This window comes from Vreelandella neptunia (genome assembly GCF_022489065.1).
GTDB classification, from domain to species: Bacteria; Pseudomonadota; Gammaproteobacteria; order Pseudomonadales; family Halomonadaceae; genus Vreelandella; species Vreelandella neptunia_A.
In genome coordinates, this window is the sequence record NZ_JAKVTW010000001.1 from 731,156 (window position 1) to 753,444 (window position 22,289).

At 55.5% G+C, this 22,289-nt stretch carries 20 protein-coding genes; 9 read left to right on the forward strand and 11 right to left on the reverse strand.

Translation table 11 applies throughout. From position 1 onward, the window contains the following. Positions 1–36: 36 nt before the first annotated feature. Entirely contained in the window at positions 37–1,953 is a 1,917-nt protein-coding gene (locus MLE19_RS03310; protein ID WP_240716633.1) for a DNA topoisomerase III, read from the reverse strand. 209 nt (positions 1,954–2,162) lie between these two features. On the opposite strand from MLE19_RS03310, the gene MLE19_RS03315 reads away from it, so the two are divergent. Together MLE19_RS03315 and MLE19_RS03320 are read left to right on the forward strand one after the other, a co-directional pair. Then, the gene (locus tag MLE19_RS03315) at positions 2,163–3,404 is read left to right on the forward strand and encodes an ABC1 kinase family protein (RefSeq protein WP_240716634.1); all 1,242 of its coding nucleotides are present in this window, start codon (positions 2,163–2,165) and stop codon (positions 3,402–3,404) included. A gap of 106 nt (positions 3,405–3,510) precedes the next feature. After that, positions 3,511–5,328: an SEC-C metal-binding domain-containing protein gene (locus tag MLE19_RS03320; protein WP_240716635.1), complete on the forward strand. Its 1,818-nt coding sequence runs from the start codon at positions 3,511–3,513 to the stop codon at positions 5,326–5,328. 33 nt (positions 5,329–5,361) lie between these two features. Here MLE19_RS03320 and MLE19_RS03325 read toward each other — a convergent pair whose 3' ends face one another. After that, a complete protein-coding gene (locus MLE19_RS03325) occupies positions 5,362–6,723 on the reverse strand; it encodes an AmpG family muropeptide MFS transporter (protein WP_240716636.1) in 1,362 nt (453 codons plus the stop codon). Between the two features lie 100 nt (positions 6,724–6,823). On the opposite strand from MLE19_RS03325, the gene MLE19_RS03330 reads away from it, so the two are divergent. The 4 genes from MLE19_RS03330 (at position 6,824) to MLE19_RS03340 (ending at position 9,504) form a co-directional block, all read left to right on the forward strand. Beyond that, the gene (locus MLE19_RS03330) at positions 6,824–7,342 is read left to right on the forward strand and encodes an FKBP-type peptidyl-prolyl cis-trans isomerase (protein WP_240716637.1); all 519 of its coding nucleotides are present in this window, start codon (positions 6,824–6,826) and stop codon (positions 7,340–7,342) included. 172 nt (positions 7,343–7,514) lie between these two features. Further along, the gene (ccoM, locus tag MLE19_RS22990) at positions 7,515–7,643 is read left to right on the forward strand and encodes a cytochrome c oxidase subunit CcoM (protein ID WP_276322287.1); all 129 of its coding nucleotides are present in this window, start codon (positions 7,515–7,517) and stop codon (positions 7,641–7,643) included. Between the two features lie 215 nt (positions 7,644–7,858). After that, positions 7,859–8,359 carry a hypothetical protein gene (locus MLE19_RS03335; protein ID WP_240716638.1) on the forward strand — a complete coding sequence of 167 codons (501 nt, stop codon included), beginning with the start codon at positions 7,859–7,861 and terminating at the stop codon, positions 8,357–8,359. Next, on the forward strand, positions 8,356–9,504 hold the full coding sequence (locus tag MLE19_RS03340; RefSeq protein ID WP_240716639.1) for a GGDEF domain-containing protein: 1,149 nt from the start codon (positions 8,356–8,358) through the stop codon (positions 9,502–9,504). Before MLE19_RS03335 ends, MLE19_RS03340 begins: the two co-directional genes overlap by 4 nt. Here MLE19_RS03340 and MLE19_RS03345 read toward each other — a convergent pair. Genes MLE19_RS03345 through MLE19_RS03360 form a run of 4 tightly spaced genes read right to left on the reverse strand, consistent with a single transcriptional unit; the run spans position 9,488 to position 13,957 of the window. Further along, entirely contained in the window at positions 9,488–9,949 is a 462-nt protein-coding gene (locus tag MLE19_RS03345) for a group I truncated hemoglobin (RefSeq protein WP_240716640.1), read from the reverse strand. The two genes, MLE19_RS03340 and MLE19_RS03345, sit on opposite strands and share 17 nt — an antisense overlap. Positions 9,950–9,959: 10 nt before the next feature. Further along, the gene (locus MLE19_RS03350; protein ID WP_240716641.1) at positions 9,960–10,859 is read right to left on the reverse strand and encodes a DUF3034 family protein; all 900 of its coding nucleotides are present in this window, start codon (positions 10,857–10,859) and stop codon (positions 9,960–9,962) included. A gap of 21 nt (positions 10,860–10,880) precedes the next feature. Further along, positions 10,881–13,226: an EAL domain-containing protein gene (locus MLE19_RS03355; protein ID WP_240716642.1), complete on the reverse strand. Its 2,346-nt coding sequence runs from the start codon at positions 13,224–13,226 to the stop codon at positions 10,881–10,883. 50 nt (positions 13,227–13,276) lie between these two features. Then, positions 13,277–13,957: a Cupredoxin gene (locus tag MLE19_RS03360; RefSeq protein WP_240716643.1), complete on the reverse strand. Its 681-nt coding sequence runs from the start codon at positions 13,955–13,957 to the stop codon at positions 13,277–13,279. Positions 13,958–14,341: 384 nt separating this feature from the next. On the opposite strand from MLE19_RS03360, the gene MLE19_RS03365 reads away from it, so the two are divergent. Then, positions 14,342–14,680 (forward strand): hypothetical protein, encoded by a 339-nt coding sequence (locus MLE19_RS03365; protein ID WP_240716644.1) that lies wholly within the window; start codon positions 14,342–14,344, stop codon positions 14,678–14,680. Between the two features lie 49 nt (positions 14,681–14,729). Next, a complete protein-coding gene (locus MLE19_RS03370) occupies positions 14,730–15,941 on the forward strand; it encodes a PqqD family protein (RefSeq protein ID WP_240716645.1) in 1,212 nt (403 codons plus the stop codon). A gap of 6 nt (positions 15,942–15,947) precedes the next feature. Here the strand turns inward: MLE19_RS03370 and MLE19_RS03375 are convergent, their stop codons facing one another. Further along, positions 15,948–16,544, reverse strand: a complete 597-nt coding sequence (locus MLE19_RS03375) for a transglycosylase SLT domain-containing protein (RefSeq protein ID WP_425356790.1) — start codon at positions 16,542–16,544, stop codon at positions 15,948–15,950. 31 nt (positions 16,545–16,575) lie between these two features. After that, the gene (locus MLE19_RS03380; protein WP_240716646.1) at positions 16,576–18,294 is read right to left on the reverse strand and encodes a proline--tRNA ligase; all 1,719 of its coding nucleotides are present in this window, start codon (positions 18,292–18,294) and stop codon (positions 16,576–16,578) included. Positions 18,295–18,522: 228 nt separating this feature from the next. On the opposite strand from MLE19_RS03380, the gene MLE19_RS03385 reads away from it, so the two are divergent. Continuing rightward, positions 18,523–18,957, forward strand: coding sequence for a hypothetical protein (locus MLE19_RS03385; protein ID WP_240716647.1), 435 nt, complete (start codon positions 18,523–18,525; stop codon positions 18,955–18,957). A gap of 69 nt (positions 18,958–19,026) precedes the next feature. Here the strand turns inward: MLE19_RS03385 and MLE19_RS03390 are convergent, their stop codons facing one another. The 3 genes from MLE19_RS03390 to MLE19_RS03400 all read right to left on the reverse strand — a co-directional run bounded on the left by MLE19_RS03390 (position 19,027) and on the right by MLE19_RS03400 (position 22,189). Next, a complete protein-coding gene (locus MLE19_RS03390; RefSeq protein ID WP_240716648.1) occupies positions 19,027–20,442 on the reverse strand; it encodes an amidase in 1,416 nt (471 codons plus the stop codon). A gap of 87 nt (positions 20,443–20,529) precedes the next feature. Continuing rightward, positions 20,530–21,387 carry a deoxyribonuclease IV gene (nfo, locus tag MLE19_RS03395; RefSeq protein WP_240716649.1) on the reverse strand — a complete coding sequence of 286 codons (858 nt, stop codon included), beginning with the start codon at positions 21,385–21,387 and terminating at the stop codon, positions 20,530–20,532. A 46-nt stretch (positions 21,388–21,433) separates the two neighbouring features. Further along, on the reverse strand, positions 21,434–22,189 hold the full coding sequence (locus MLE19_RS03400; RefSeq protein WP_240716650.1) for a glycerophosphodiester phosphodiesterase family protein: 756 nt from the start codon (positions 22,187–22,189) through the stop codon (positions 21,434–21,436). Positions 22,190–22,289: the final 100 nt, after the last annotated feature.

Here is a 22,289-nt window from a genome sequence, read left to right on the forward strand (position 1 = left end):
TATCGACTGAATGGCAGGTAATTTCCCACGGAGTTGTTAACTCGTCTTCTTTCTGCTGCCAGTGCTTTTCCTTTTGGTATAACGCTTGCTTGTCTTAACTGTGCGTTTAGCTGGTGCGCCGGTTTCACCCTGGGCGGTCTGCAGGCTCTGCCTTAGCTTGGTCGCATCGCTATGGGTGAGCAGGCCGCGTAGATCATCCAGCAACGCCTGCTGGAAGGCTCTGGGGTCATCCTGCTGTTCAGAAATTGCCCGCAGGCGCTGCTCCCATAGCGCGGTTCGTTCTGGCGTGCTCACGGCGCTGGGCAGGGCGGTGATCAAGGCAGTGCCAAGTTTGGTGGCGCGCAGGGCTTTTTGCTTGCGCACTAAGTAGCCCCGCTGTACCAGGGTTTCGATAATGCCCGCCCGGGTGGCTTCGGTGCCCAGGCCGTCGGTGTCGCGTAGCGTACGGCGTACTTCCGGGTCATCCACGTAGCGGCCAATGTTCATCATCGCTTTGATAAGGCTGGCATCGGTGAACGGTTCCGGCGGGCGGGTCTCCTTCTCTTCAACCCCTGCGCCTAACGCTTGGCAGGGCTCGCCTTGGATGAGTGGCGGCAGCGGTGGGGTTTCATCGCGAGTAGTGAACAGTGGTTTCCAGCCGGCATCGAGAATGCTTTGGCCACGGGCACGGAAGGCTTCATTCATTAGCGTAAACTCCGCTTTGACTTCGAAAGTGCGCAGCGGCCGATAGAACTGTGCCATTACGTTGCGCACGATCAGCCGAAATACGTGGCCTTCGGTATCGGAAAGCTGGCTGAATACCGCCGGTTTGCCGGTGGGTGCGATGGCGTGGTGCGCGCCGACTTGCTTATCGTTCCAGGCCTTGGAGCGCAGTGTGAAATCCGCCCCATTGAGCCACTGTTGTAGCGTTTTATCGTTTTGACAGGCGCCGGTCAGGCTGCGCTGGGCTAGCTGAAGATGTTCTTCAGGTAGGTAGCGGCAATCAGAACGGGGGTAGGTAATCAGTTTATGGCGCTCATAAAGTCGCTGACAAATATCCAACACCATCTGCGCGGAAAGCCCATGACGGCGGGCGGCGTCTACCTGAAGGGCCGAGAGAGAGTAGGGCAGCGGCGGTGCCTGTCGTTTCTCCTGCTGGTCGAGCTTGGTCAGTTGCCCTGATGCGCCGGGTAACTGCGCCGCTAGGGCATCCGCGGGCGCGCGATCAATCAAGCGCCCTTGATCATCGAGAGGCTCATGCTCTTTGGGGGCCCACCAGGCGCGCAGTTGCCCCTGTGCCACCTTTAGATCCACCCATAGCGGATAAAAAGGGTGGGGCACAAAATCACGGATGGCGTTGTCGCGGCGCACAATTAGCCCCAATACCGGTGTTTGCACACGGCCAACAGACAGCACGCCGTCATGACCCGCTTGGCGGCCAGTGAGTGTCCAGGCACGGGTTAGGTTGATGCCGTACAGCCAGTCGGCACGGGAACGCGCCTGGGCTGCTAGAAAGAGCGGCTGGTACTCAACGTTGGAGCGTAGCTTGGCAAGCGCCCGGCTGACGGCAGGCTTGTTCAGGTCGCTAATCAGCAGCCGTTGTACTTGGCCGCGATACTTCATGTACTCGATCACTTCCTGCACCAACAGCTGGCCCTCTCGGTCCGGGTCGCCAGCGTGCACGACATCCGTCGCTTGTTTGATCAGCTTGCGAATCACCGCCAGTTGGCCGCGTGCTTTAGAACGAGGCATCAATTTCCACTGGTGCGGCACAATTGGTAGGCGATCTAAACGCCACTGCTTGTCAGCGGGGTCGTAAGCTTCTGGTGGCGCCTGCTCCAGCAGATGGCCCAGGCACCAAGTGACTGTCGTATCACCGCACGTAATGGCGCCATCCAGGCGCTTGCTAGTGCCCGGTAATGCCTCGGCAATGGCTTGGGCGAGGCTGGGTTTTTCGGCAATTATCAGGCGCATAGCAGCGGAGCCTTCATCGTATCCTTTGATGCTGCCTATGGTAGCAGAGGCTTACACGGTTAGTGACTGGCAATGGTGGGTTGGGCAGGAAGGCAGTAGAGTGATGCGATAAGTTGTCAATGCTGCTAGGTTGTACAAAGTGTGTATAGATAATTGATTGTAGTGAAACTGAGTTGGGTCATCGGGATGGTTTTTTAAGAGGCATAAACATGCGCGAACAAGGCAGAACACGACGTTTGATGGGGTTAGGTGCACGCACCGGTGGGGCGTTGCTGAAAACCCGCTTGGGCGGTCAGGCGGATTGGCGCGCTCTGGGCGAAGCGTTGTTTGAAGGGCTTTCAGAGCTTAAAGGCCCAGCCATGAAGCTTGCGCAAATCATGTCTCAATGGGACGACCTGCTACCCCCGGATCTTGCTGAGGAGTTAGCTCGCCTGCAGCGTCAAGCCGAACCCATGCCGTGGCCGCGGATTCGTGAAGCATTGGTACTGCAGTATGGCGACATTGATCACTACTTCAGCGAAATCGAGGAGCGCCCATTTGCCAGTGCTTCCATGGGGCAGGTGCATCGGGCAACCACTCATGAGGGCGAAACGGTGGTGCTCAAAGTGCAGTATCCAGGTCTTGCCGATGTATTAGAGAGTGATCTGGTTCAGGTGCGCCGCATTATGCGGTTAGGCCGTTGGTTTAAGGTGCCACAGGCGCGATTGGATGCACTGTTTGATGAGCTTGCCGAAAGCCTAAGGGGCGAACTGGATTATCACGCTGAAGCCGATGCATTGGTCCGTTACCGTGAACGTTATAAAGATGACCCCCGGCTCGTGATTCCCGAGCCGCTGCCAGCGCTTTCCGGGCAACACGTGCTGGCTATGCGCTTTGTCGACGGCACACCGTTACGAGAGCTGGCAGATGCGGATGATGCGACGCGCCAAGGCATTGCCCAAACGTTAGCGGATTGGATCACCCAGGAGCTATTTACCTATGGCGAGCTGCATGCTGATCCCCATGCCGGCAACTTCGCCGCCGATGCCCAAGGGCGGCTGGTGATTTACGATTTAGGCGCAGTGATTGCCGTGCCCGAGGCGCGCATAAAGGCAATGATGCAACTGCTTGATGCCACGTTAAAGCATGACCCCATGGGCATGGATGAGGCGCTGATGCAGATGGGCGGTCGCCAGGGGCAGGGCGCGCCGCTGGCGCTCTATCGCGAATCAGCGGAGTGCATTGCGCCGCTGTTCGCGCCGGGTGAGCAGGATTTCAGCGATGTGCGGGTGCATCGTCGTTTACGTGAGCTCATGCCGAAGGTATGGGCGGCAATGGATCGCCTGCAGCCGCCAGCAGATACGCTGCTGCTTTCCCGTGCATTGAATGGCCACTACTGGAACCTGGTGCGGTTGGGCGCACGGCTGGATATGCACGAACGTACACTGCCACTACTTAAACGAGCCCATTGACGATAAAACGATTGCCGCTGCGGGGGCGTCGGGCTTCGTGATAAACTATGCCGCTTTCATTTTAGACATCGATTACAGGTCATCGTAAAACACAGTGGAGACGGCAATGCTGGCGGTATGGGTCGATCAGCTGCTGGGATTTGCCTCCGGGGCACTCTCGGCAATCAGGCAACAAGAACACTATCCGGATTTCATGACCTGGGTGCGCGCCAAGGGCGCGGATTCATTCGAAGGCGATGTGGCCATGGCCCAGGCGCTGGCGCCGGTGCTGTGGTCGCAAACGCCGCTGGAGCGGCTCAGTTTTGCCTGTGAGCCACTCGCCACGCCGGGCCGTAATGAGCCTTGCTGGTGTGACTCTGGGCGTAAGTTCAAACAGTGCTGCTATAAGATTGAGTTTCCCACCGATATCCCTGATCAGATGATGTGGATGCTATCGCTACGTGAGTGGAAGGGCACCACCCTGAAAGCGGCATTAGACAGCCAACAAGCACCGCCGCAAGCGCTGCTCGAAGCCGGGCTGATCGCCGCCGAAAGTGGCCAGACGGGTCGCGCGATGCAGATTCTCGAGTCACTGTTTGATGGTAGCGACTGGTCACGGTTGCCGGAACAGGCGGAACCCGCTTTTGAAATCCTTCTGGATATTTATCAAGAGCGCGGCTTTACCCGCAAGCGTGCCGAGTTGCTCGATGAAGTGATGGAGCGCGGGCCTCTCTTCTTACGTGGTGTTGCTCTTGAGCGGCTGTGCTTGATGCACCTTGATAACGATGACCTGGATAGCGCTCGCGGTGCCTTTGTTAAAGCCCAGCAGGCGCTGCCCGACTCGCCTACCTTGGCTTACATTGAAGCCATGCTGCTGCTGCATGAAGGTCACGAGCAGGAAGCCAAAGAGCGGGCCAACTTCTGGTATCGCCGCTTGGTTCGCCAAGGCGAGCTCGACGAAGATCAACTGGAGTTTCTGGCTGCATTAGCGGATAACCCTGGCGCAACGCTGGCTGATCAGCTGCTCAGCGCGGAAGAAGACCTCGCCACGCCGCTGGTAGCGCTTCAGGCTTTGCTGGCGGCGCTGCCCACCGCGCCCAAAATCGATGTGAGTGCCGACCCTGAAAGTGGTCGTTTGCTCTATAACACTACCGCCCGTGAAGAGACACTCTTTGCCGCTTGGCATGAGCAGTTTCAGGTGCTGGTGGATGAAGATGTCGCGCTGGGCTTTCGCGATGACCCCTGGGGCAACGCCATTGAGTGGATGTCGGCGCTCTGCGCGCACCCTGAGTGGTTGGATGCTCCTCAGGTAGTGCAAGACTTGACGCTGGCCCTAACCAGCCGCTTTGGCAGCCTCCCTTGGATGGCGCCCAGCCTGCTGGAGCCATTGGCGCTGCGCCTTTCGCGCTGGTTAGAACAAGCCCGCGCCGAAGGCGACGGTAACCTGTGCTGGGACGATGCCAACAACGCCATGCTACTGCGCACCGGTTTAGCGTTAGTGGTGGGTATGGAGCGCGGCGCGCGCCAACACTCTCGTGAGTTGGCTGAAGAGCTGCTGCTGATCGACCAGGAAGATAGCTTGGGCCTGCGCGAACTGGTTCTGGATCAACTGCTGCGCGATGACCGCAATGAAGAAGCGCTGGCGCTGGCGGAAGAGAATGACGACGACGGTTCGCTAGTATTAGGGCTGCTAATGGGCAAAACGCTGGCGCTTTACCGGCTAGAAAAGCATGAGGCGGCAGAAACCGCCCTTGGTGATGTGCTGGGCCATAACCGCTATGCGTTAGAGCTGATTTGTGCGGAGAGCCCGCGGCCTTCCATGCCCCACCCCGATGGCCAGGTTGACCCGGGCTCACGGGCGGAAGCGTGGCAGTATCGCACCTTGATGCGCGATCAGTGGCGCACAACGCCCGGTGCACTGGAGTGGTTAGAAGCCCACCGCTAGCCTAAACCTCGCTCGTCTAAACCCCAAGCCTGTTTAAGCAGGCTTGGGGGTAGGTACTAACTGTTTGTCTCGGCTGATCCAAATCGCCAAGATAATAGCAGGCAGGCCTAGCAACGTTGCGATGACAAAGAAGCTTGGGTAGCCCTGAGCAGTAACGACCAGACCGCCAAACCCGCTCAAAAACTTTCCTGGTAGCGTCATCAGCGATGAGAACAGCGCGTACTGCGTTGCGGTATAAGCGCGTGATGTAAGGCTGGAAAGGAAGGCGATAAACACCGCGCTGGCTAAGCCGTTGGCGAGGTTATCGCCAATAATCGTCACCACTAGCATCGGTAGCTGATTGCCCACCATCGCCAGTAAGGCAAACAGCAGGTTGGTTACCATCACCAGCGCTGCGCCAAAAATCAGCAACGGGCCGATACCGTAGCGCGCCACGAAAAGCCCGCCTAAAATCCCCCCGGTAATACTCATCGCAATGCCAAATATGTTGGTCACGTTGGCGATCTCTGCCAGCGTGAAGCCCAGGTCGATATAGAGTGGATTGGCCATGGACGCCATAGCCAGGTCGCTAATCCTAAATACTGCGATAAACACCAATATCCATAGCGCTTTCACGCCATAACGGCTGAAGAAATCGGTGAAGGGGCACACTAATGCGCCAATACTCCAGGCCCCCAGGCGGCGAAGCATTTTCGGTTTGCCTCGGCTGGCACGAATAAACGCACGTACTTTGGGTTCGTGAATCAGCTGAATAGAGAGCGATGCTCGTTTGGGCTCCGGGCGCAGCAGCACTGTCAGCGCGCCAATGCTCATTAGTGCCGCCATGCTGAGGTAGGCAACGTTCCAGGATGCTGACGCGGCGATATAGAGCGCCCCGGCGCCGGCAGCCAGTAAGCCGCCGCGATAGCCAATAATATAGGTCGATGCCATGGCGGCTTGAACATCGTCATCGGCGGATTCAATGCGGTAAGCGTCAATGGCAATGTCTTGAGTGGCAGAGCCAAAGGCCACCATAAGTGCAAACATGGCAACCCACCCAAGGTTGCCCACCGGGCTTAAGCCAGCTAGCCCCACCAGCCCGGCGGCAATCATCCCTTGGGCAAGCAGCATCCAGCCGCGGCGTTGGCCAAGGGCGCGGGTTAGCAGCGGTAGCGCTAATCGGTCCACCACCGGCGCCCAGAAAAACTTGATTGAGTAGAGCATGCCGATCCAGGCAAAAAAGCCAATTGCCGCAACTTCAACGCCATCGCTTCGTAGCCAGGCGGAGAGCGTGGAAAATACCAGCAGAAATGGCAGGCCTGCAGAAAACCCCAAAAACAGCATGGTAATAACGGGCGCACGACAATAAATAGCCAGCGCAGCAAGCCAACTGCGCTGGGGGGTGGGGTTTAACATTAAACGCTACTCCTGGTGGAAAGACGTTGGCAACGGCCAAGTGGTAAACTTACGCAGTGTTCGATTACAAAGCCGACAGCTTACCGGAGAGGAGTTTTCTATGTCGATTACGGCGCATCAGGTAGTTACCTTGCACTATGTTCTTAGCGACGTGCTCAACGATGGTAGCAAACAGGTACTGGATGACTCTCAGGCACGCAATAAGCCATTGGAGTACTTGCATGGGCACGACAATATTGTACCTGGGTTGGAGAGCGCGTTAGCGGGCCAAACGGTTGGCGCCGAGCTAAGCGTTCAATTAATGCCCGCAGATGCCTACGGGGTGCGCAACGAGGATTTGGTACAAGAGGTTAGTCGCGGCTCTTTTGGCAGCGCAGAACTCGCGCCCGGCAGCCGCTTTCAAACCGAAGGAGAGGCAGGGCCGCAAATCGTCACCGTGCTGGAAATGAATGGCGATCGGGTCACCGTGGATACCAACCACCCCCTGGCGGGCCGTACGCTGAACTATCAGGTAACCATTTTAGACGTGCGCGAAGCCACCCGAGCTGAACTGGCGAAAGGCCACCCGCTACCGCCGGGCACGGAGCATAGTAAAGTCGAAGACCGCAAGGTGCTGTAGTGCCCGGAACTGTAAAGCTAAGTTCTGTAGTGCCAACAGCAGCCATAAATTGATCGGCATCAATTTATGGTTTAACCGTTTTCCTCCGCTCCCTGTAACTTGATCCAGGTCAGTATCCTCCCGCTATCGAGTGACTAGTATTAATGCATACATCACGGCGGGAGGGTTCACCATGTATTGGGATGACACAATTATTTTCGGCTTGGCCACCGTCGCTTTAGTGATCGCTTTCATGGTGGGTTGGGTCGGCTTCGTGATTCGCGATCATCTGCGTAAAGATGAGCGCAAAAAGAATAGCTGACCCGCTTTAATATTACCGTTGTCAGGGGAGGGGGATTGCTAATTTAGTAAGCCTCCTTTTGCCAGCCCACATTGGGCTGGCTTTTTTATGGGCTTAATAACGAACAGATCCTAAAGACACCGTGAGTTGAAAGCAGATAGTGTGCGTTGAAGAGCAATGCAGGTCGTGCTCTGGTAAAGTTCGTCGAAGGAATGAGCCTTCCAGGATACGTAGCCATGAATGCAGTTGCCTTACACCGCAGGCCATGGGTTGGCGCACGCGATCGTTTAGCGTGCGTGTTGATTTTTGTGGGTATAACGCTCCCCACGGCGGCCTTTGCCCAAGCGCTCAATATGATCAATGGCGATGTTACTCAAAAGATCGCCTTAAGTGATTTGCGTGCTATCTCTGACACCACGTTTACGCTCTATGACCCCTATCAGGGGCGCGATGTAGAGATGCAGGGCGTTGCGTTTCGTAGCTTTCTGATCGATCACTTCGGCGCCGTGCCGCCAGCGCTTCACTTTACCGCCTGGGACGACTACGAAGTTACCCTTGAAGGGTGGGATGACCCCAACTGGTATTTAATTACGTTGGAAGATGGTGATCCGCTAACCATTCGGACACGAGGCCCCGCTCGGCTAGTTGAGCGCGACTATGGTGATCGCGATGTTGAGAACCTTCGTGATTTCAATGACTGGATCTGGATGATTCGTAGCATAGAGGCGAAGTGGTGACATCCAAAATCAAGCCTTCTGTTCAGCCATCAATGCGGCCGCGCGTCATAGCGCGTCAGCATCGCTATTTAACGTGGCTATCATTAAGTTTGATGAGTTTTTTGGGACTGATGGTGTTGATTGTCTATGAGTCGCGCTGGGTTTACCCTGAAATACAGGCTTACTTCAGCCAAACGGGCAGTTTAACCGGCCAGCAATTGGCGACCCGATCGCGTGTTTATCTGCAACAAGCCCAAACCGAACTGCTCAGCGATCAACCTGAACTAGAGGCGTTTGACGCTGCCCTCGTCAATATAGAGCTCGCCTACGGTTTATTCGATGTGCATGTTTACCGGCGCCAATATGAGTGCGCGGAACCAAGCCTGATGGATATGGATCGCTTGATGGCACGTTTGCAGCAACGTGAGATAGCACCTGTCGTTGCGGTCAGCGAGTTATTTATGCCCATTGAGTGTTTGACGCATATTGAGATGAGCCAGCTAGACCGCCGTGGGATGGCGATAAATGATTTTTCAGAAAGCACCCGCCAGCATAATCAAGTACTGACCTATTCCAGCCTGTTGATTTTTGTAATGGGCTTGGTCTTTTGGTGGCTGCATGAGCGACAATTACGCCGCACCGATTATGCGACGCAAGAGACGTTTGAGTGGATGCAGCGCGCTATGCGTGACCCGCTGACCGGCATTGGTAACCGTAGCGCCCTGCATCAGGATGTATTGGCGAAAAAGCACCAGTCGCTGGGTCTGATTCTGGTCGACATCGACTTTTTCAAGCAGTACAACGATGCCTACGGGCACCCACAAGGCGATACGCTTTTACGCCAATTGGCCACACTGATTGGTCAAACGTTTAATGATGAAGCGCAACTCTACCGCCTAGGCGGGGATGAGTTCGCAGCATTACTGCTTTGCCCAGACACGGCAACGCTGAAAAACTATTGCCAACAGCTGATTAAAGGGTTGCATGAAGCGAACTTTGCACACCCCGCCCATCCCGATAACAAAGGCGTTACCTTGAGCGTTGGCGGCAGCCGCTTTGTGGCTGGCGAACACACCTTTGCCTACGCTTATGAAGCCGCAGACAAAGCGCTTTACCGGGTTAAAGCGGCGGGGCGCGACGGCTGGCAGGTTACTGAAGACGAATAACCTCTGAGTACATGGGGGCGAGCCTGCCCAGCAGTTCGTTTCGCGCGCGAAGGCCAATACCTTCTTCCTGCATGGCGGCATCAAGATGTTCCACTAGGCGATTAAAATGGACATCTGTCAGCCCCATATTTTGATGAGCACGATCCATTGGCGGGCCTTCATAGCGGCAGGGGCCATCGCTAACATCGCACAGCTTGCTGGCCAGTGAGGCGGCAAAATAATCAATGTTGGTATTAGCGAAAAAGCCCACCATATCGGCGTCATCTGCAATGCGGTATAAGAAATTTTCGACCACCCCATCGATAGATGTTTCTCCGCCCAGGCGCTCGTAGAGTGTCGTTGATGTGGAATGATGAGCACAGCCTGCGAGCGTAAAGGCGCTCCCTGCAAACAGGAGCGCTATTAAACAGCGGCGCATGGAAGGGTGTCTGCGTTGATAAGTCATAGCGCCCCGCTTAAAAAGCTGCTTGAAGTGAAAGATAGCCGCCGCGCTGGGAAGGGAGGCCGGCAATGTCGCCCAAATCCAGCCACGCGCCCGTTAGCGATAAGTGCTTATTGAAGAAATAGGCGCTGTAGAGGCTTTGCCAGTCGTCCTCTCTCGCTACGCTTAGATTATCGGGCTTCTGACGATACTCGGTGCCTATCACCCACTGCGGGGTAACAAACACCCCCACACTGCCCTCTGCCACCCACGCACGGTTGCCCTGGTCGCCGCCAAAGCCAAGCAGGCCGCCCTGGTTGGCGTCTGTGTTGCGCAGGGACGCGTTAAGCAGCACGTTGCGCCCCGCAAAAGCACTAAACAGTAGCTTGCTGGCGCTAAGATACGCATCGGTGCCGCGGGTTTCATCGGCGCCCAGTGCGGTGGGGGTAGTGCCATCCACTAGTCGTTTGTGTTGTATCCCCACACTCCAAATGCCCCATGGGTGATAGAGCACATCGCCCAGTAGGCGTATCTTGGCTCCGTAAATATCTTGTTCTAGTTCGCCCCCCAGAGTGTCCAAATCAAGAGTTTGACGAGCGACAGAGACTTCAACACGATCATAAATATTCACGCTGGCACCGCTCACCGTTAGCCGGTAATCGTCTACCCAGGCGCGCGTAGCGCTAGCCGTTACGCCTACTTCCTGCTCGCTTGCTGTGCTCGATAGCATTGCCCAGGGTGATAAACCACCGCCTGCCGCGCCCTCTATCGCACTGACCCCGCCAGTTCCCAAAATACGGCTACCGGCAAGCGTAGGCGTCGCTGCTAACGCTAGGCTAATGGCGATACAGGCGACCACACCATGGCGAAGTAAGCCCTTCGTTAAACTTGAGGACGAAGGCATGTTCGGTAAAACTGTGCGGCGTAACGTCATGGTGTTCTCTAGTTAATTTTCTCATGGCGATATAGCAGGGTGGGGAAGTACTAGCGGGATAAAATTATCCAGCCAGTCGGTAAGCGCCTCACTGGGCATCGGTTTCGCAATCCAGTACCCCTGTAAATAGTCACAGCCGAGCTTGCTTAGCAGCTCGGCGCTGGCACGGTTCTCAACACCTTCAGCGACTAGTCGCAGGCCTAAGCTGTGACCCATCTCGATGGTTGAGCGGACGATTGTGAAATCATCTTTTTGGGAATCAATGGCCAATACAAATGACTTGTCGATCTTGAGCTCATCCACGGGCAGGCGTTTGATTTGTGCCAGCGAGGAGTAGCCAGTGCCGTAGTCATCAATGGCGATTTTCAGCCCCAGACGATTAAGCTCCTGCAGGGTGGCCGTGGCCGTATCGACATCCTGCATCACCGCGCTTTCAGTCACCTCTAAACTCAGCTGTTCTGGAGAGAGCTGATGGCGGTTTAGTAGATTCGCTAGGTGTGTGGCTAATTGCGGGTCCATCACATCACTGGCAGATAGGTTTACAGCGACCGATAGGTGATAACCATGCTGTTGCCACAGCTGCAGCTGGGCGCAAACGTGGGTTAACATCCATTGGCTTAGCATGCGAATATTGCCCGAGCGTTCGGCTAATCCAATAAACTCATCCGGTGGCACAAACCCCAGTGAAGGATGACGCCAACGCATCAACGCCTCGAACTGATTCACCATGCCAGTGCGGGAATCCACCTTGGGTTGATACGCCATCCAAAGTTCACCATTGCCGACCGCATCCTGTAGATCACGAATAAGCGTTAGCTGGCGCAAATGACGCTCATCTTGCCCTTCAAGGTAGTGTTGATGCGAATGACGATGGCGGCGCGCCATATCTAACGCTATATCGGCACGGCGTAATAAGAGTTGAGGGCTATCACCATGGTCGGGGTAGTTAGTTTCACCCGCTGAAAGTGAAGGGGTGATGGGGGATTTATCCAAATCTATTGGCTGACTGAGGGTGTTAAAGAGATGGGTACGCCACGCAAGGCTGCTACTCGGTTGCTTGACGAGCAGTAGCAGCTCATCGCCATCCAGCCGATAGGCTTTGTTCTCGGGCGTCGGCAAATGTTGTAAACGATTGGCCAGAGTAACCAGTAAATGATCCCCTAGCGCATAGCCAAAGGTGTCATTAATGTCGCGAAAATTATTAACCGCCAGCCGCAGTAGGGTGAAGGGGTCGCCTTTTTGGATTAAACGATTGATATCTTCCTGAGCGCTGATCCGGTTGGGGAGATCGGTCAGTAAATCGTGTCGGGACTGATGATGGAGCACGGCCTCTCGTTGGGCGATACCGTCTTGCATGGAGAGCAGTGTCGAGGCTAAAAGCCCTGCTTCACTGCGTTCGGCGCCAATCGGTAAGTAGCTGACTCGCTCGCCTTTGCCGATCCGCTGCGCTGCATTGGCGAGCACCATGAGAGGTTTGCTCATACTGCGTGCGCTCCACATGGCCACCAATATGGTAAACAGCAGGATTAAGGCAACGATACCCAGCAGCTGCCACTGCAATGAACGATAAGCGCCGAGTAGGTCGTTGCGGGAGAGTTGCAGTAACGCATAGGTCTGATTTGTCTCATCAGCATAGAGTGAGCTGGCATAAGAGAGATACTCCGCATCCGGCGTCATTTGACTGCTATAGGAGTATTCTCCTTTTATGAGCTCGTCACTGTTACCACTCATCAGTTGCATCGCTAACTGCTCACGGTGAGAGCTTGCAAGGTAGCTGATTTCACCGTCATTTCGGTAGTTGACGACACTGATATCGAGCCCCGTGAGTGAGTTTATCTCCCCCGTGACCGCCTCATTAATTAAAATGCCCATACCGACCCATCCAATCAGATTGGGCGCACGCACGGGCAGCAGCGCAAACTCATACGGCTGACCCTCAGCAATCACAACGCTCACCGCGGCGCCCTCTTGGCGTGCCCGCTCCAACAAATGAGGGAAAGGCATCGGGCTATTTTGCGCATGATGGCTGCTCGCCAAAATATGCCCATCCAAGCCGGTTAAAAGCACCATGTCAGCGTTTGCGCGGTCACCATGGTTGGCCAGAACGGAGTACAGAGTGTCGGTAGCCTGAGTTGAAACGACGCTTTTGAAACCGAAATCATCGGCGAGAATGGCGACGTTATTGCTTAATTGTTCGCCGCGCGCATCCAGCAACTGCTGCAACACGTTGGCCCCTACCTCTAAACGCTGGGAGCCCTTGGCAAGCACATCGTTTTGGGTAGCGCGTAGAAATGCCACACCGGTGGCCAGTTGGGAGACAATCACCACCGTAAGCAGTACCAGCATCAAGCGCGTTCTAAAGCGCATAGCGACCTCTAAAAATGGCGGATCAACATCCTGTAAACAGTGCGTTATGCCTAGCTAGCATCTCTAAACCGTTGCTGAAGAGGGGATAGCGTTGGCGCCGGTGGCGGTAGCGCATTCAGTTCTAAACGGACTTCCAGTTGGTCTGTATCGGTAATGACGCCTTCCCACCACACTTGCTGACTGTCATCGAGGCGGGGATGCCATACGCGAACCCGATGCTGACCAGGCGGCAAAGCGGGCAGGGTCAGCGTGCCTTCTACGCCGGTTGATGCGGCGTATGGGGCATTGCTAACCACAATAAATGCCTGCATATGATCGTGGATATTGCATCCCAGCACGACGACCCCCGCCTGATCAAAATGAACGGGCGGGGGTGTTTCCTGTAGATAAAGATTTAAATCAAAGATTTTAGCCGGTGAAAAGGAGTAAACGTGATGGCGTGTGGTGTCCTGGTTGGGAAACGCCACATAACTACCGGTGGGCACCGTTAGCACGTTCGGGTGGAAGGCCGCATCGCGCTGATAGATATTCTGCTCTTGCGGCTGCCTGGCCGCTGCTGAGTTGTAGTAAACCTCTACAACGGCATCTTCAAGCGGTAATCCTTCAGTACTGTTTATGATTATCTGTGCAGCGTTAGCGCTGGTACTAAATAGGGAGATCGCCAGTAAACATAACGAAGCGGTGTATTGGCTGATAAACCCCCTATATAGACCATGTTTTTGTGTTGGCATTGAAATCGGCATCCCACGTTGAGCTAATAATGTTTGTCATTGACAACGTTTCGCTGACGCTGCGTTGTGCCCAATAGTGAAAGGATTATGCAAGAAAGTCATGCTTTTGGCTTAACGGTAAGCCAACACTTGCAAAAAAGAGTAAACAATGGGGAAAGCGGCCCCGATCAGTGGCGCTCTGTTGAAGCTGTGGTTAAAGTGAATACTGAGAAAACGGTGTTCGATAACTGCGGAGAAGTGATATGAGCACTCAGGATCAAGTAACTACACTGCTGAAGCAGCGGCGATCACGCCGACAGGTATTGGCTAGCCTGGGGTTAGGCGCGGCGGCTTTGTATGTAGCCCCGACGCTGCTGTCGATGGATCAAGCCGAGGCGCGTGACCATGGGCGCTCTCGCCCTAGCAGGCCTGGCCATCATCGTGGGCATTCGCGTCCAAAGCATTCGCGGCCTAATTTTTCACGCCCCAGTCATTCGCGCCCCAGCCATTCACAACCCAATTACTCGCGACCGAACTACTCGCGACCTAGTTATTCTCAACCTAACTATTCTCGACCTAGTTATTCTCAACCTAACTATTCTCGACCTAATTATGCTAGGCCAGATTATTCACGGCCTGAGTACTCTCGGCATGGTTATACACGCTCAAATGAACATCGTCAGAAAGGGCATTCGCGCCCTTACGAGCGAAACGAACGTGCGCGCGGGGAGCGTGATGGTGTGATTGAACTGCGTTTTAGTCGGTTACTGCCGCATCGCTGGTGAGGCTTACTATGAAAGCCATATCTGACTTTGCACTTCCGGGTATAGGCCCTTGTCTTCGACTGGTCGGTGCCCAGTCTCTATTACCCGTTCTGCAGGCTGCGATGCCTGGCTGGACGCTGACGGAGTGCCCGCGCCAGACTGCTGAGCCTAAGGTGTGTGTTTGGCAGCAGCAGGAGGGCTTCTGGCAGCAGGCACCTGCACTGCCACCCGGAGGCATGTGGCTTGAAACATCAGTGAGCACCGCGTGCAGCGTTATTGCGGATATGTCAGGGGCATATTTGCGCCAGCACCCTGACTACATTGGATTGCACTGCGGTGCGGTTGAGATAGATAGCCAATTAGTCATTTTTCCAGAGTCGCACCGTGCCGGTAAAAGCACGCTTACCTGTGCGTTTGCTGCCGCTGGATATCGCGTATTTGGCGATGATGTAGTGGCGCTAACGCCCCAGGGGAAAGGTGTTTCGCTAGGTATCGCGCCACGCTTGCGTTTGCCTCTTCCAACCACTATTGCGGATGAGCTTCAGGACTTTATTCATCAGCACCGAGGGCCGAGCGATGAGCGGTATGGCTATGTGGCACTGGATGACACCCTGTTGGCCAGTCATGGAGAGCAGAGTCCGGTAAGCGCCATTATATTGATTGACCGCGATAACAGTGTTGGCAGCCCACAATTTACCTCGCTGCAGCACGGAGAAGGATTGTGGCAACTGTTACAGCAAAACTTTGCTGATACGCTTTCCGACCAGGAGCTGATTGATAAATTCTGGCCGCTGGTCCAGCGGATGCCCTGTTTCCTACTGCGCTATTCAGATGCTTACGAAGCGGCCGCGTTTGTAGGGCGCGAGCTAAAAGGGGCGCTTCACGCCCAGCCGTCTACTTACACATCGCCCTCCCAGGCAGCGGCTATGCCTGAGGCAGCGGCGCTGGATAGAAGCGATCATCGTTATTGGCGAGCACGTCACACGGCGCACGAGTACCCGTTGGGCGATGAGCTATTCGTGATTGTGGAAGAGGGCGGTGCGATTCATCGCATGAACGTGACTAGCCGAGCGGCGTGGGCGTTACTACAGCATGAAGCGCTGACGATCGAGGAGTTAAGTCAAACGCTGGTAGCATTTTTTATGCCCGTCTCGCTTGAGCAAGTACGTAGGGACATGGCCGAACTGATGGGGCAGTTTTTAGCCGTTGGCTTAATCGAGCCTGCTCCTAGCGTCTATTAACGCGGCCTAAGGCTGGCGCCAAGTGTCTCGCCAGGCATGCATAACGCGTTCTGGGTACCACGTTTCCCCCAAGCTGCCATTATAGCGCGCCAATGCACGGGTAAAGTCGCCATTCTCAATGGCCAAGTAGTGCGCCAGAATCGTACAGCCATAGCGCAGATTACGCGGCGGGTGAGTTAAATCATCGATCGGTAGCCCCAGCTCGCTGACCCAAAAAGGCATGATTTGCATTAAGCCGACCGCCCCTGCAGACGAAATAGCGTCTGTTTTAAAAGCGCTCTCTACCTGAATCAAGGCGAGTATTAAATCCGGTGGTAAGCCTGCCAGTCTGGCTTCTTGATAGATGCGCGTGAGCAGTGTTTGGCGTTGCGTAGCATCATCAACGAAACGCGACAGCGGCGAATCCATTTGCATTCGCCACTGCCGTGCAGCCCACTGCTGTTGAGCGGTTTGATGCTGCAGGTTGGCCGTTTCGAGGGTGGGTCGCAGAGCCGGTGGCAGCGGTTGTGCTGCTAATGGCTGAGCGCTTCCGGGCAGCATCACGCTAAGCGTTACAGCAATGCTTAGCCAGCGTGCCGTCATTGACCACCGCGCAAGATGCATAGCCCCTCGCGCGGTGGCAACCTTTGGGGTTCTAGCGGGACTTCTCACACAAAAAGTCGATAATTTGATCAGCAGGCACCATCGTTGCTTCGCTATCCCGACGGCCTTTGTATTCCAGTTCACCGTTGTCTAAACCACGGTCACCAATCACCAATCGATGAGGCACGCCCATCAGTTCCAGATCGGCAAACTTAACGCCGGGGCGGGTGTCACGGTCGTCCAGCAGTACGTCTACGCCTGCGGCGGTGAGCGCTTGGTAAAGGCGTTCAGACTCTTCGCGAACACGTTGGGACTTATGCGCGTTCATTGGCACCAGTGCCACTTGGAACGGTGCAATCGCATTGGGCCAGATAATGCCGGATTCGTCGTGGTTCTGTTCAATGGCGGCGGCGACCACGCGGGTCACACCGATACCGTAGCAACCCATCCAAGGATGGCTGGTTTTGCCGTTATCACCCAACACGTTGGCATTCATGGCCTGAGAGTACTTTTGGCCAAGCTGGAAAACGTGACCGACTTCGATGCCGCGTTTGATGGAGAGCGTACCTTGACCATCGGGAGACGGATCACCTTCGACGACATTGCGTAGATCGGCGACTTCCGGCAGGGCCACATCGCGCTCCCAGTTAATGCCGAAGTAGTGTTTGTCATCCACGTTGGCTCCGGCGCCGAAGTCGCTCATCAGTGCCACGCTACGGTCAATGATCACCGGCATCTTAAGGCCGACCGGGCCAAGCGACCCTGGGCCTGCGCCGACGGCCGCGCGGATCTCCTCTTCGCTGGCCATGGTCAACGGTGCGGCGACGGCGGGCAGGTTTTCTGCTTTAACTTCGTTTAACTCATGGTCACCACGTATCAGTAGCGCGATGAGGCCGCCTTCAGCGGCGTGAACCATCAGCGTTTTAACGGTTTTTTCAATCGGCAGTTTGAACTGCTCAACCAGTGTCGCAATGGTCTTGGCGTTTGGGGTGTCGACTAAACGCAGCTCTTCGCCTGGCTCTGCACGGGTCGCCTGGCTGCCGAGCGGGGCGGGCAGCGCCTCGGCTTTTTCCATGTTGGCCGCGTAGTCAGAAGAGTTGGAGAACACGATATCGTCTTCGCCGGAGTCCGCAAGCACGTGGAATTCGTGGGAGCCGGTGCCGCCGATTGAGCCGTTGTCGGCAATCACGGGGCGAAAGTTAAGCCCTAAACGCGTGAAAATACGCGTGTAGGCATCGTACATATCTTGATAGGTCTGCTTTAGCGAGGCCTCATCCAGGTGGAAGGAGTAGGCGTCCTTCATAATGAACTCGCGCGAGCGCATCACCCCAAAGCGAGGGCGAATCTCGTCGCGGAATTTGGTTTGAATCTGGTAGAAATTAACCGGCAGTTGCTTGTAGCTGGCGATCTCTTTACGCACTAGGTCGGTAATGACCTCTTCGTGGGTCGGGCCAACGCAGTAGTCGCGGTCATGGCGATCTTTTAAACGTAAAAGTTCAGGACCGTACTGCTCCCAACGGCCAGACTCTTGCCATAGCTCCGCCGGTTGAACAGCAGGCATAAGCACTTCTTGAGCGCCTGCGCGGTTCATCTCTTCACGTACGATGGCTTCTACTTTACGCAACGTGCGCAGACCAAGTGGCAGCCACGTATAAAGCCCTGACGTTAAACGGCGAATCATACCGGCGCGTAGCATTAGCTGGTGGCTAATGACTTCGGCGTCGGCCGGAGTCTCTTTGAGTGTGGCAATCAGTAATTGGCTGGCGCGCATGGGCGTGAGCATTCCTTAGGGTGTTAGCGTTGAATATTGCCATTGTACGGCCTAGCGGTTAAAGCGGCAAAATAGTGCTTATGGTCAAATCATCTATGCTTTTGATTGGCTGTGCTAAACTAGGCGGGTTTTGGGGCACGATAGTCGCTAACAAAGAGCCATTAAAAAAATGCTTCGCCACAATACGTTAAGCCGACTACCGTTACTTTTCTGATTGAGGGAACCTTCATGCATCAAGCAGTTCGTCGCTGGTTGACAGGCGCCGTGGTTGGCGTTTCCATCGTGTCATTAAGTGGTTGTGGTACGCTTTTTCACCCTGAGCGCAAAGGCCAGTTGAGCGGTGATATTGATCCCGTTATTGCCATTGCCAACGGCGTAGGGTTGCTGTTCTTTATTGTCCCTGGGGTGATTGCTTACGCCGTGGATTTCTCTAATGGCACCATCTATCTTCCGGGCCGTAGTAGCGCCTCGGTAGATGTTCACCACTTAGACGACGCTATGGATGTGGCCTCCCTGGAAAAACTGCTGTCTGAGACAGCCGGTCAACCGGTGAGTTTAGAGAGCGAGTTGGTCATGATTGAAGAGATGGGCAGCCTGGATGAAGCCCTCGCCATGGTGCGCATGTCAGGTGTGCTGGACGATGAAAAGCTTTCCGCAATGTAACGGTTACCGTTCATCGCTAACACCCAGCCCGGCTTTTGCCGGGCTGGGTTTTTTTATGCTGCTTATACGCTACGCATACTGGGCCGGGTTGGGAACGCTGGGGAAGCGCGGCGGATGCGCTTCCATGTAGGCGTGGCAGGCGCGCAGAACGCGGACATCATCAAACTTACCGCCTGCTAGCTGGAAGCCGACCGGCAAGCCGTTATCGGTAAATCCGCAGGGCACCGATGCCGCCGGCTGTTGGCTAAGGTTAAACGGGTAGCTAAAGGCCGCCCACTCTTCCCAGTCCTGCATGTCGCTACCTGGGGGGACTTCATGGTTAATTTCAAAGGGTTGTATCGCTACTGAAGGCGTCATCAGCAAATGATACTCTTGGTTGAAATACTCCAACTGCAGCGTCAATTCCGCACGATCTGCTAAGGCTCGAAATAGTTCGACGGCTTTCCAGGGTTCGGCTTCGCGGGCATTGGCGACCAAGCCCGGGTCTAGAAGAGTGCGCTGATGCTGATCCATTTGTGACCACTGCTCTAAAGAGGCGGTAAACCACAGCTTGCGAAAGGTGTCGAGCGGCGACGAGAAGCCGGGATTTACCTCGACTATTTCAGCCCCTAACGCCTCTAACCGGCCCGCCGCTTCACGCACGCGCTCGGCTACCTGCGGGTCGACATTGGCATAGCCAAGGTCGGCAGAGAAGCCAATCCGCAGCCCGGCTAAGCCTTTATCTAAATCCACTCCCCAGCAATCAGGCTGCCCGCGTGTGGCGTAGGGGTCGCGGTAATCGTAGCGGCCAATAACGTTCAGCATGCTCACTGCATCGCGTACGGTGCGTGTTAGTGGCCCCAGGTGTGAAAGGCTAGGCTCTTTAGCGGGCGGCCACTGTGGTGTCCAACCGTAGGTGGGCTTAAAACCAAACACCCCGGTAAACGCAGCGGGAATGCGTATGGAGCCGCCCGAGTCGCCACCCTGATGCAGTACGCCCATATTGAGCGCTGCGGCCACGGCGGCGCCACCGGAAGAGCCGCCGGGAGTTAAACGGGTATCCCAGGGATTAGCGGTGGCGCCAAAGATGCGGTTGTCGGTAACGGCTTTCCAGCCAAACTCAGGCGTGTTGGTTTTGCCCAGAATGACCGCACCGGCTTCGCGCAACATACGCGCAGGGGGCGCATCGGTATCGCATAACTCTTTTGACGAGGTCAGTGAGCCTTCCCGGCAGGGCATGCCAGCCACTTGAGTCAGGTCTTTTAGTGATACCGGCACCCCATCAATGGGGCTTAGCGGTTTGCCTTGCCCCCAGCGCCGAGCGGAGGCTTTCGCCGCTGACTCTGCGCCTTCAGCGTCCACATGCACATAAGCATTAACGTCTGGGTTAAAGCGCTCAATTCGGTCAAGGGCCGCGCGGGTCACTTCTAGCGGGGAGGCTTCTCTATTTTTAAACAAGCGGGCCAAGGTCTGGGCATCCAAACTGCCGAGATCGGTATCGCTCATTACACACTCCTTACGTCGGCTGGGCTTGGGTTAAGGAGCTTAAGGGTAGGCAAGCAATGCCCGACGTGCAAAACAATGCATCGCGGATTATTTGCCTTTTGCTGCGTGAGCCTGAGCGCGGAGCCAGTTAATCTCCTCCGCCCATATCTCGGGTTCGACGGTCTCCAGTATCATCGGAATGCCGTTAATGCGCCTATCTTGCATGATCGTTGTGAAAGCGGGCAGGCCGATGTTGCCTTTACCCAGGCTGTGGTGGCGGTCCACTCGGCTGGCAAAATTGCTCTTCGCATCGTTTAAGTGCATGCCGCGCAGGTACTCAAAGCCCACCACGCTGCCGAGCTCATCCAGCGTTGCTTGGGTGGCCTCGGCACTGCGCAGATCATAGCCCGCCGCAAAGGCGTGACAGGTATCAATGCATACGCCCACGCGGGTTTTGTCATCCACATGCGCGATGATTTCAGCTAAATGTTCGAAGCGCCAGCCCAGGTTGGTGCCTTGCCCGGCAGTGTTTTCAATCACGGCGGTCACCCCCTTGGTCTGCGTCAGCGCTTCATTAACCGATTCAGCAATGCGCTTTAGGCAGTCGCTTTCGCTGATTTTGTTCAAGTGGCTGCCAGGGTGGAAATTAAGCAGCGTCAAGCCAAGCTGCTCGCAGCGCTGCATTTCATCTAAAAAAGCGTCACGGGATTTAGCAAGGCCTTCCTGCTCGGGATGGCCAAGATTAATCAGGTAGCTGTCATGAGGTAAAATTTGCTCAGGAGCAAAATGGTGCTCAGCACAGGCGTCACGAAACGCTTTAATCGCCTCGTCGGTGAGTGGTTTGCCTTGCCACTGGCGCTGATTCTTGGTGAATAGCGCAAAGGCATCAGCACCGATCTCCACCGCCCGATGAACGGCTTGATCAGCACCGCCAGCAGCGCTTACATGGGCTCCAAGGTACTTCACGATTGACTCCTTGTCAGTATCTGAACTTATTACCTAGCCGAACTGATCAATGGCTAGCTAAAAAGCGCTTAAACGCAGCGGGTTCATCCGTAATCACACCGGCAATGCCCCACGCCCAGCGGCTATGAAAAGCGCTCGGATCATTAGCGGTATAGCACAGTATTTGGTAGCCATCTTGCTGCATAGCGGCGGCCTGAGCGCGCTTTAGCCGGGGCCAATCCGGGTGCACGCTGTAGGCGTCGATGGCTTCGCACTGTGCTCGCCAGGTCTTAGGTACGCTGCCGAATAGCACGCCAAGCGCCAGCCGCTCTTTACTTGCAAATTGGCGGCAGTGAGTAAGCGCGCTCGCATTGAAGGAGGATATAATCAGCCGTTCTGGCGGTAGGCTATCAAGCATTTCGGGCAGGGCGCGATCCACCAGCGCGATGGGGTCGCGGCCTTTGTTGACCTTGATCTCCATGTTAACGCCCATCTCAAGCTCATTGAGCAGCGCAAGCATGGCTTCTAAGCTGGGCATTTTCTCGCCTGCAAAGCGATCGCCAAACCAACTGCCTACATCCAACGTTTGCGCCTTTGCCCAGCTTATTGAGGCTAATGCGCCTCGCCCGTTCGAACAGCGCGCCACGTCGGCGTCGTGCCAAATGACCGGAGTGCCATCAGCCAGTAGCTGTACATCCAATTCTACCCAGGTAGCTCCCGCTTGATGAGCGGCACGAACGGCGGCTAACGTGTTTTCAGGGGCAGCGGCAGAGTAACCTCGGTGGGCAATCAGCGCGGGGACTTGAATAGCGGGATGCGTCATGACAAATCTCTAAGCCTTAGACGATAAAAGAGTGTCAATTCTAGCATGGGTGCATGACAGCAGGATGTCATCCCTCCACGCTGCTATATGATTAGCGTAC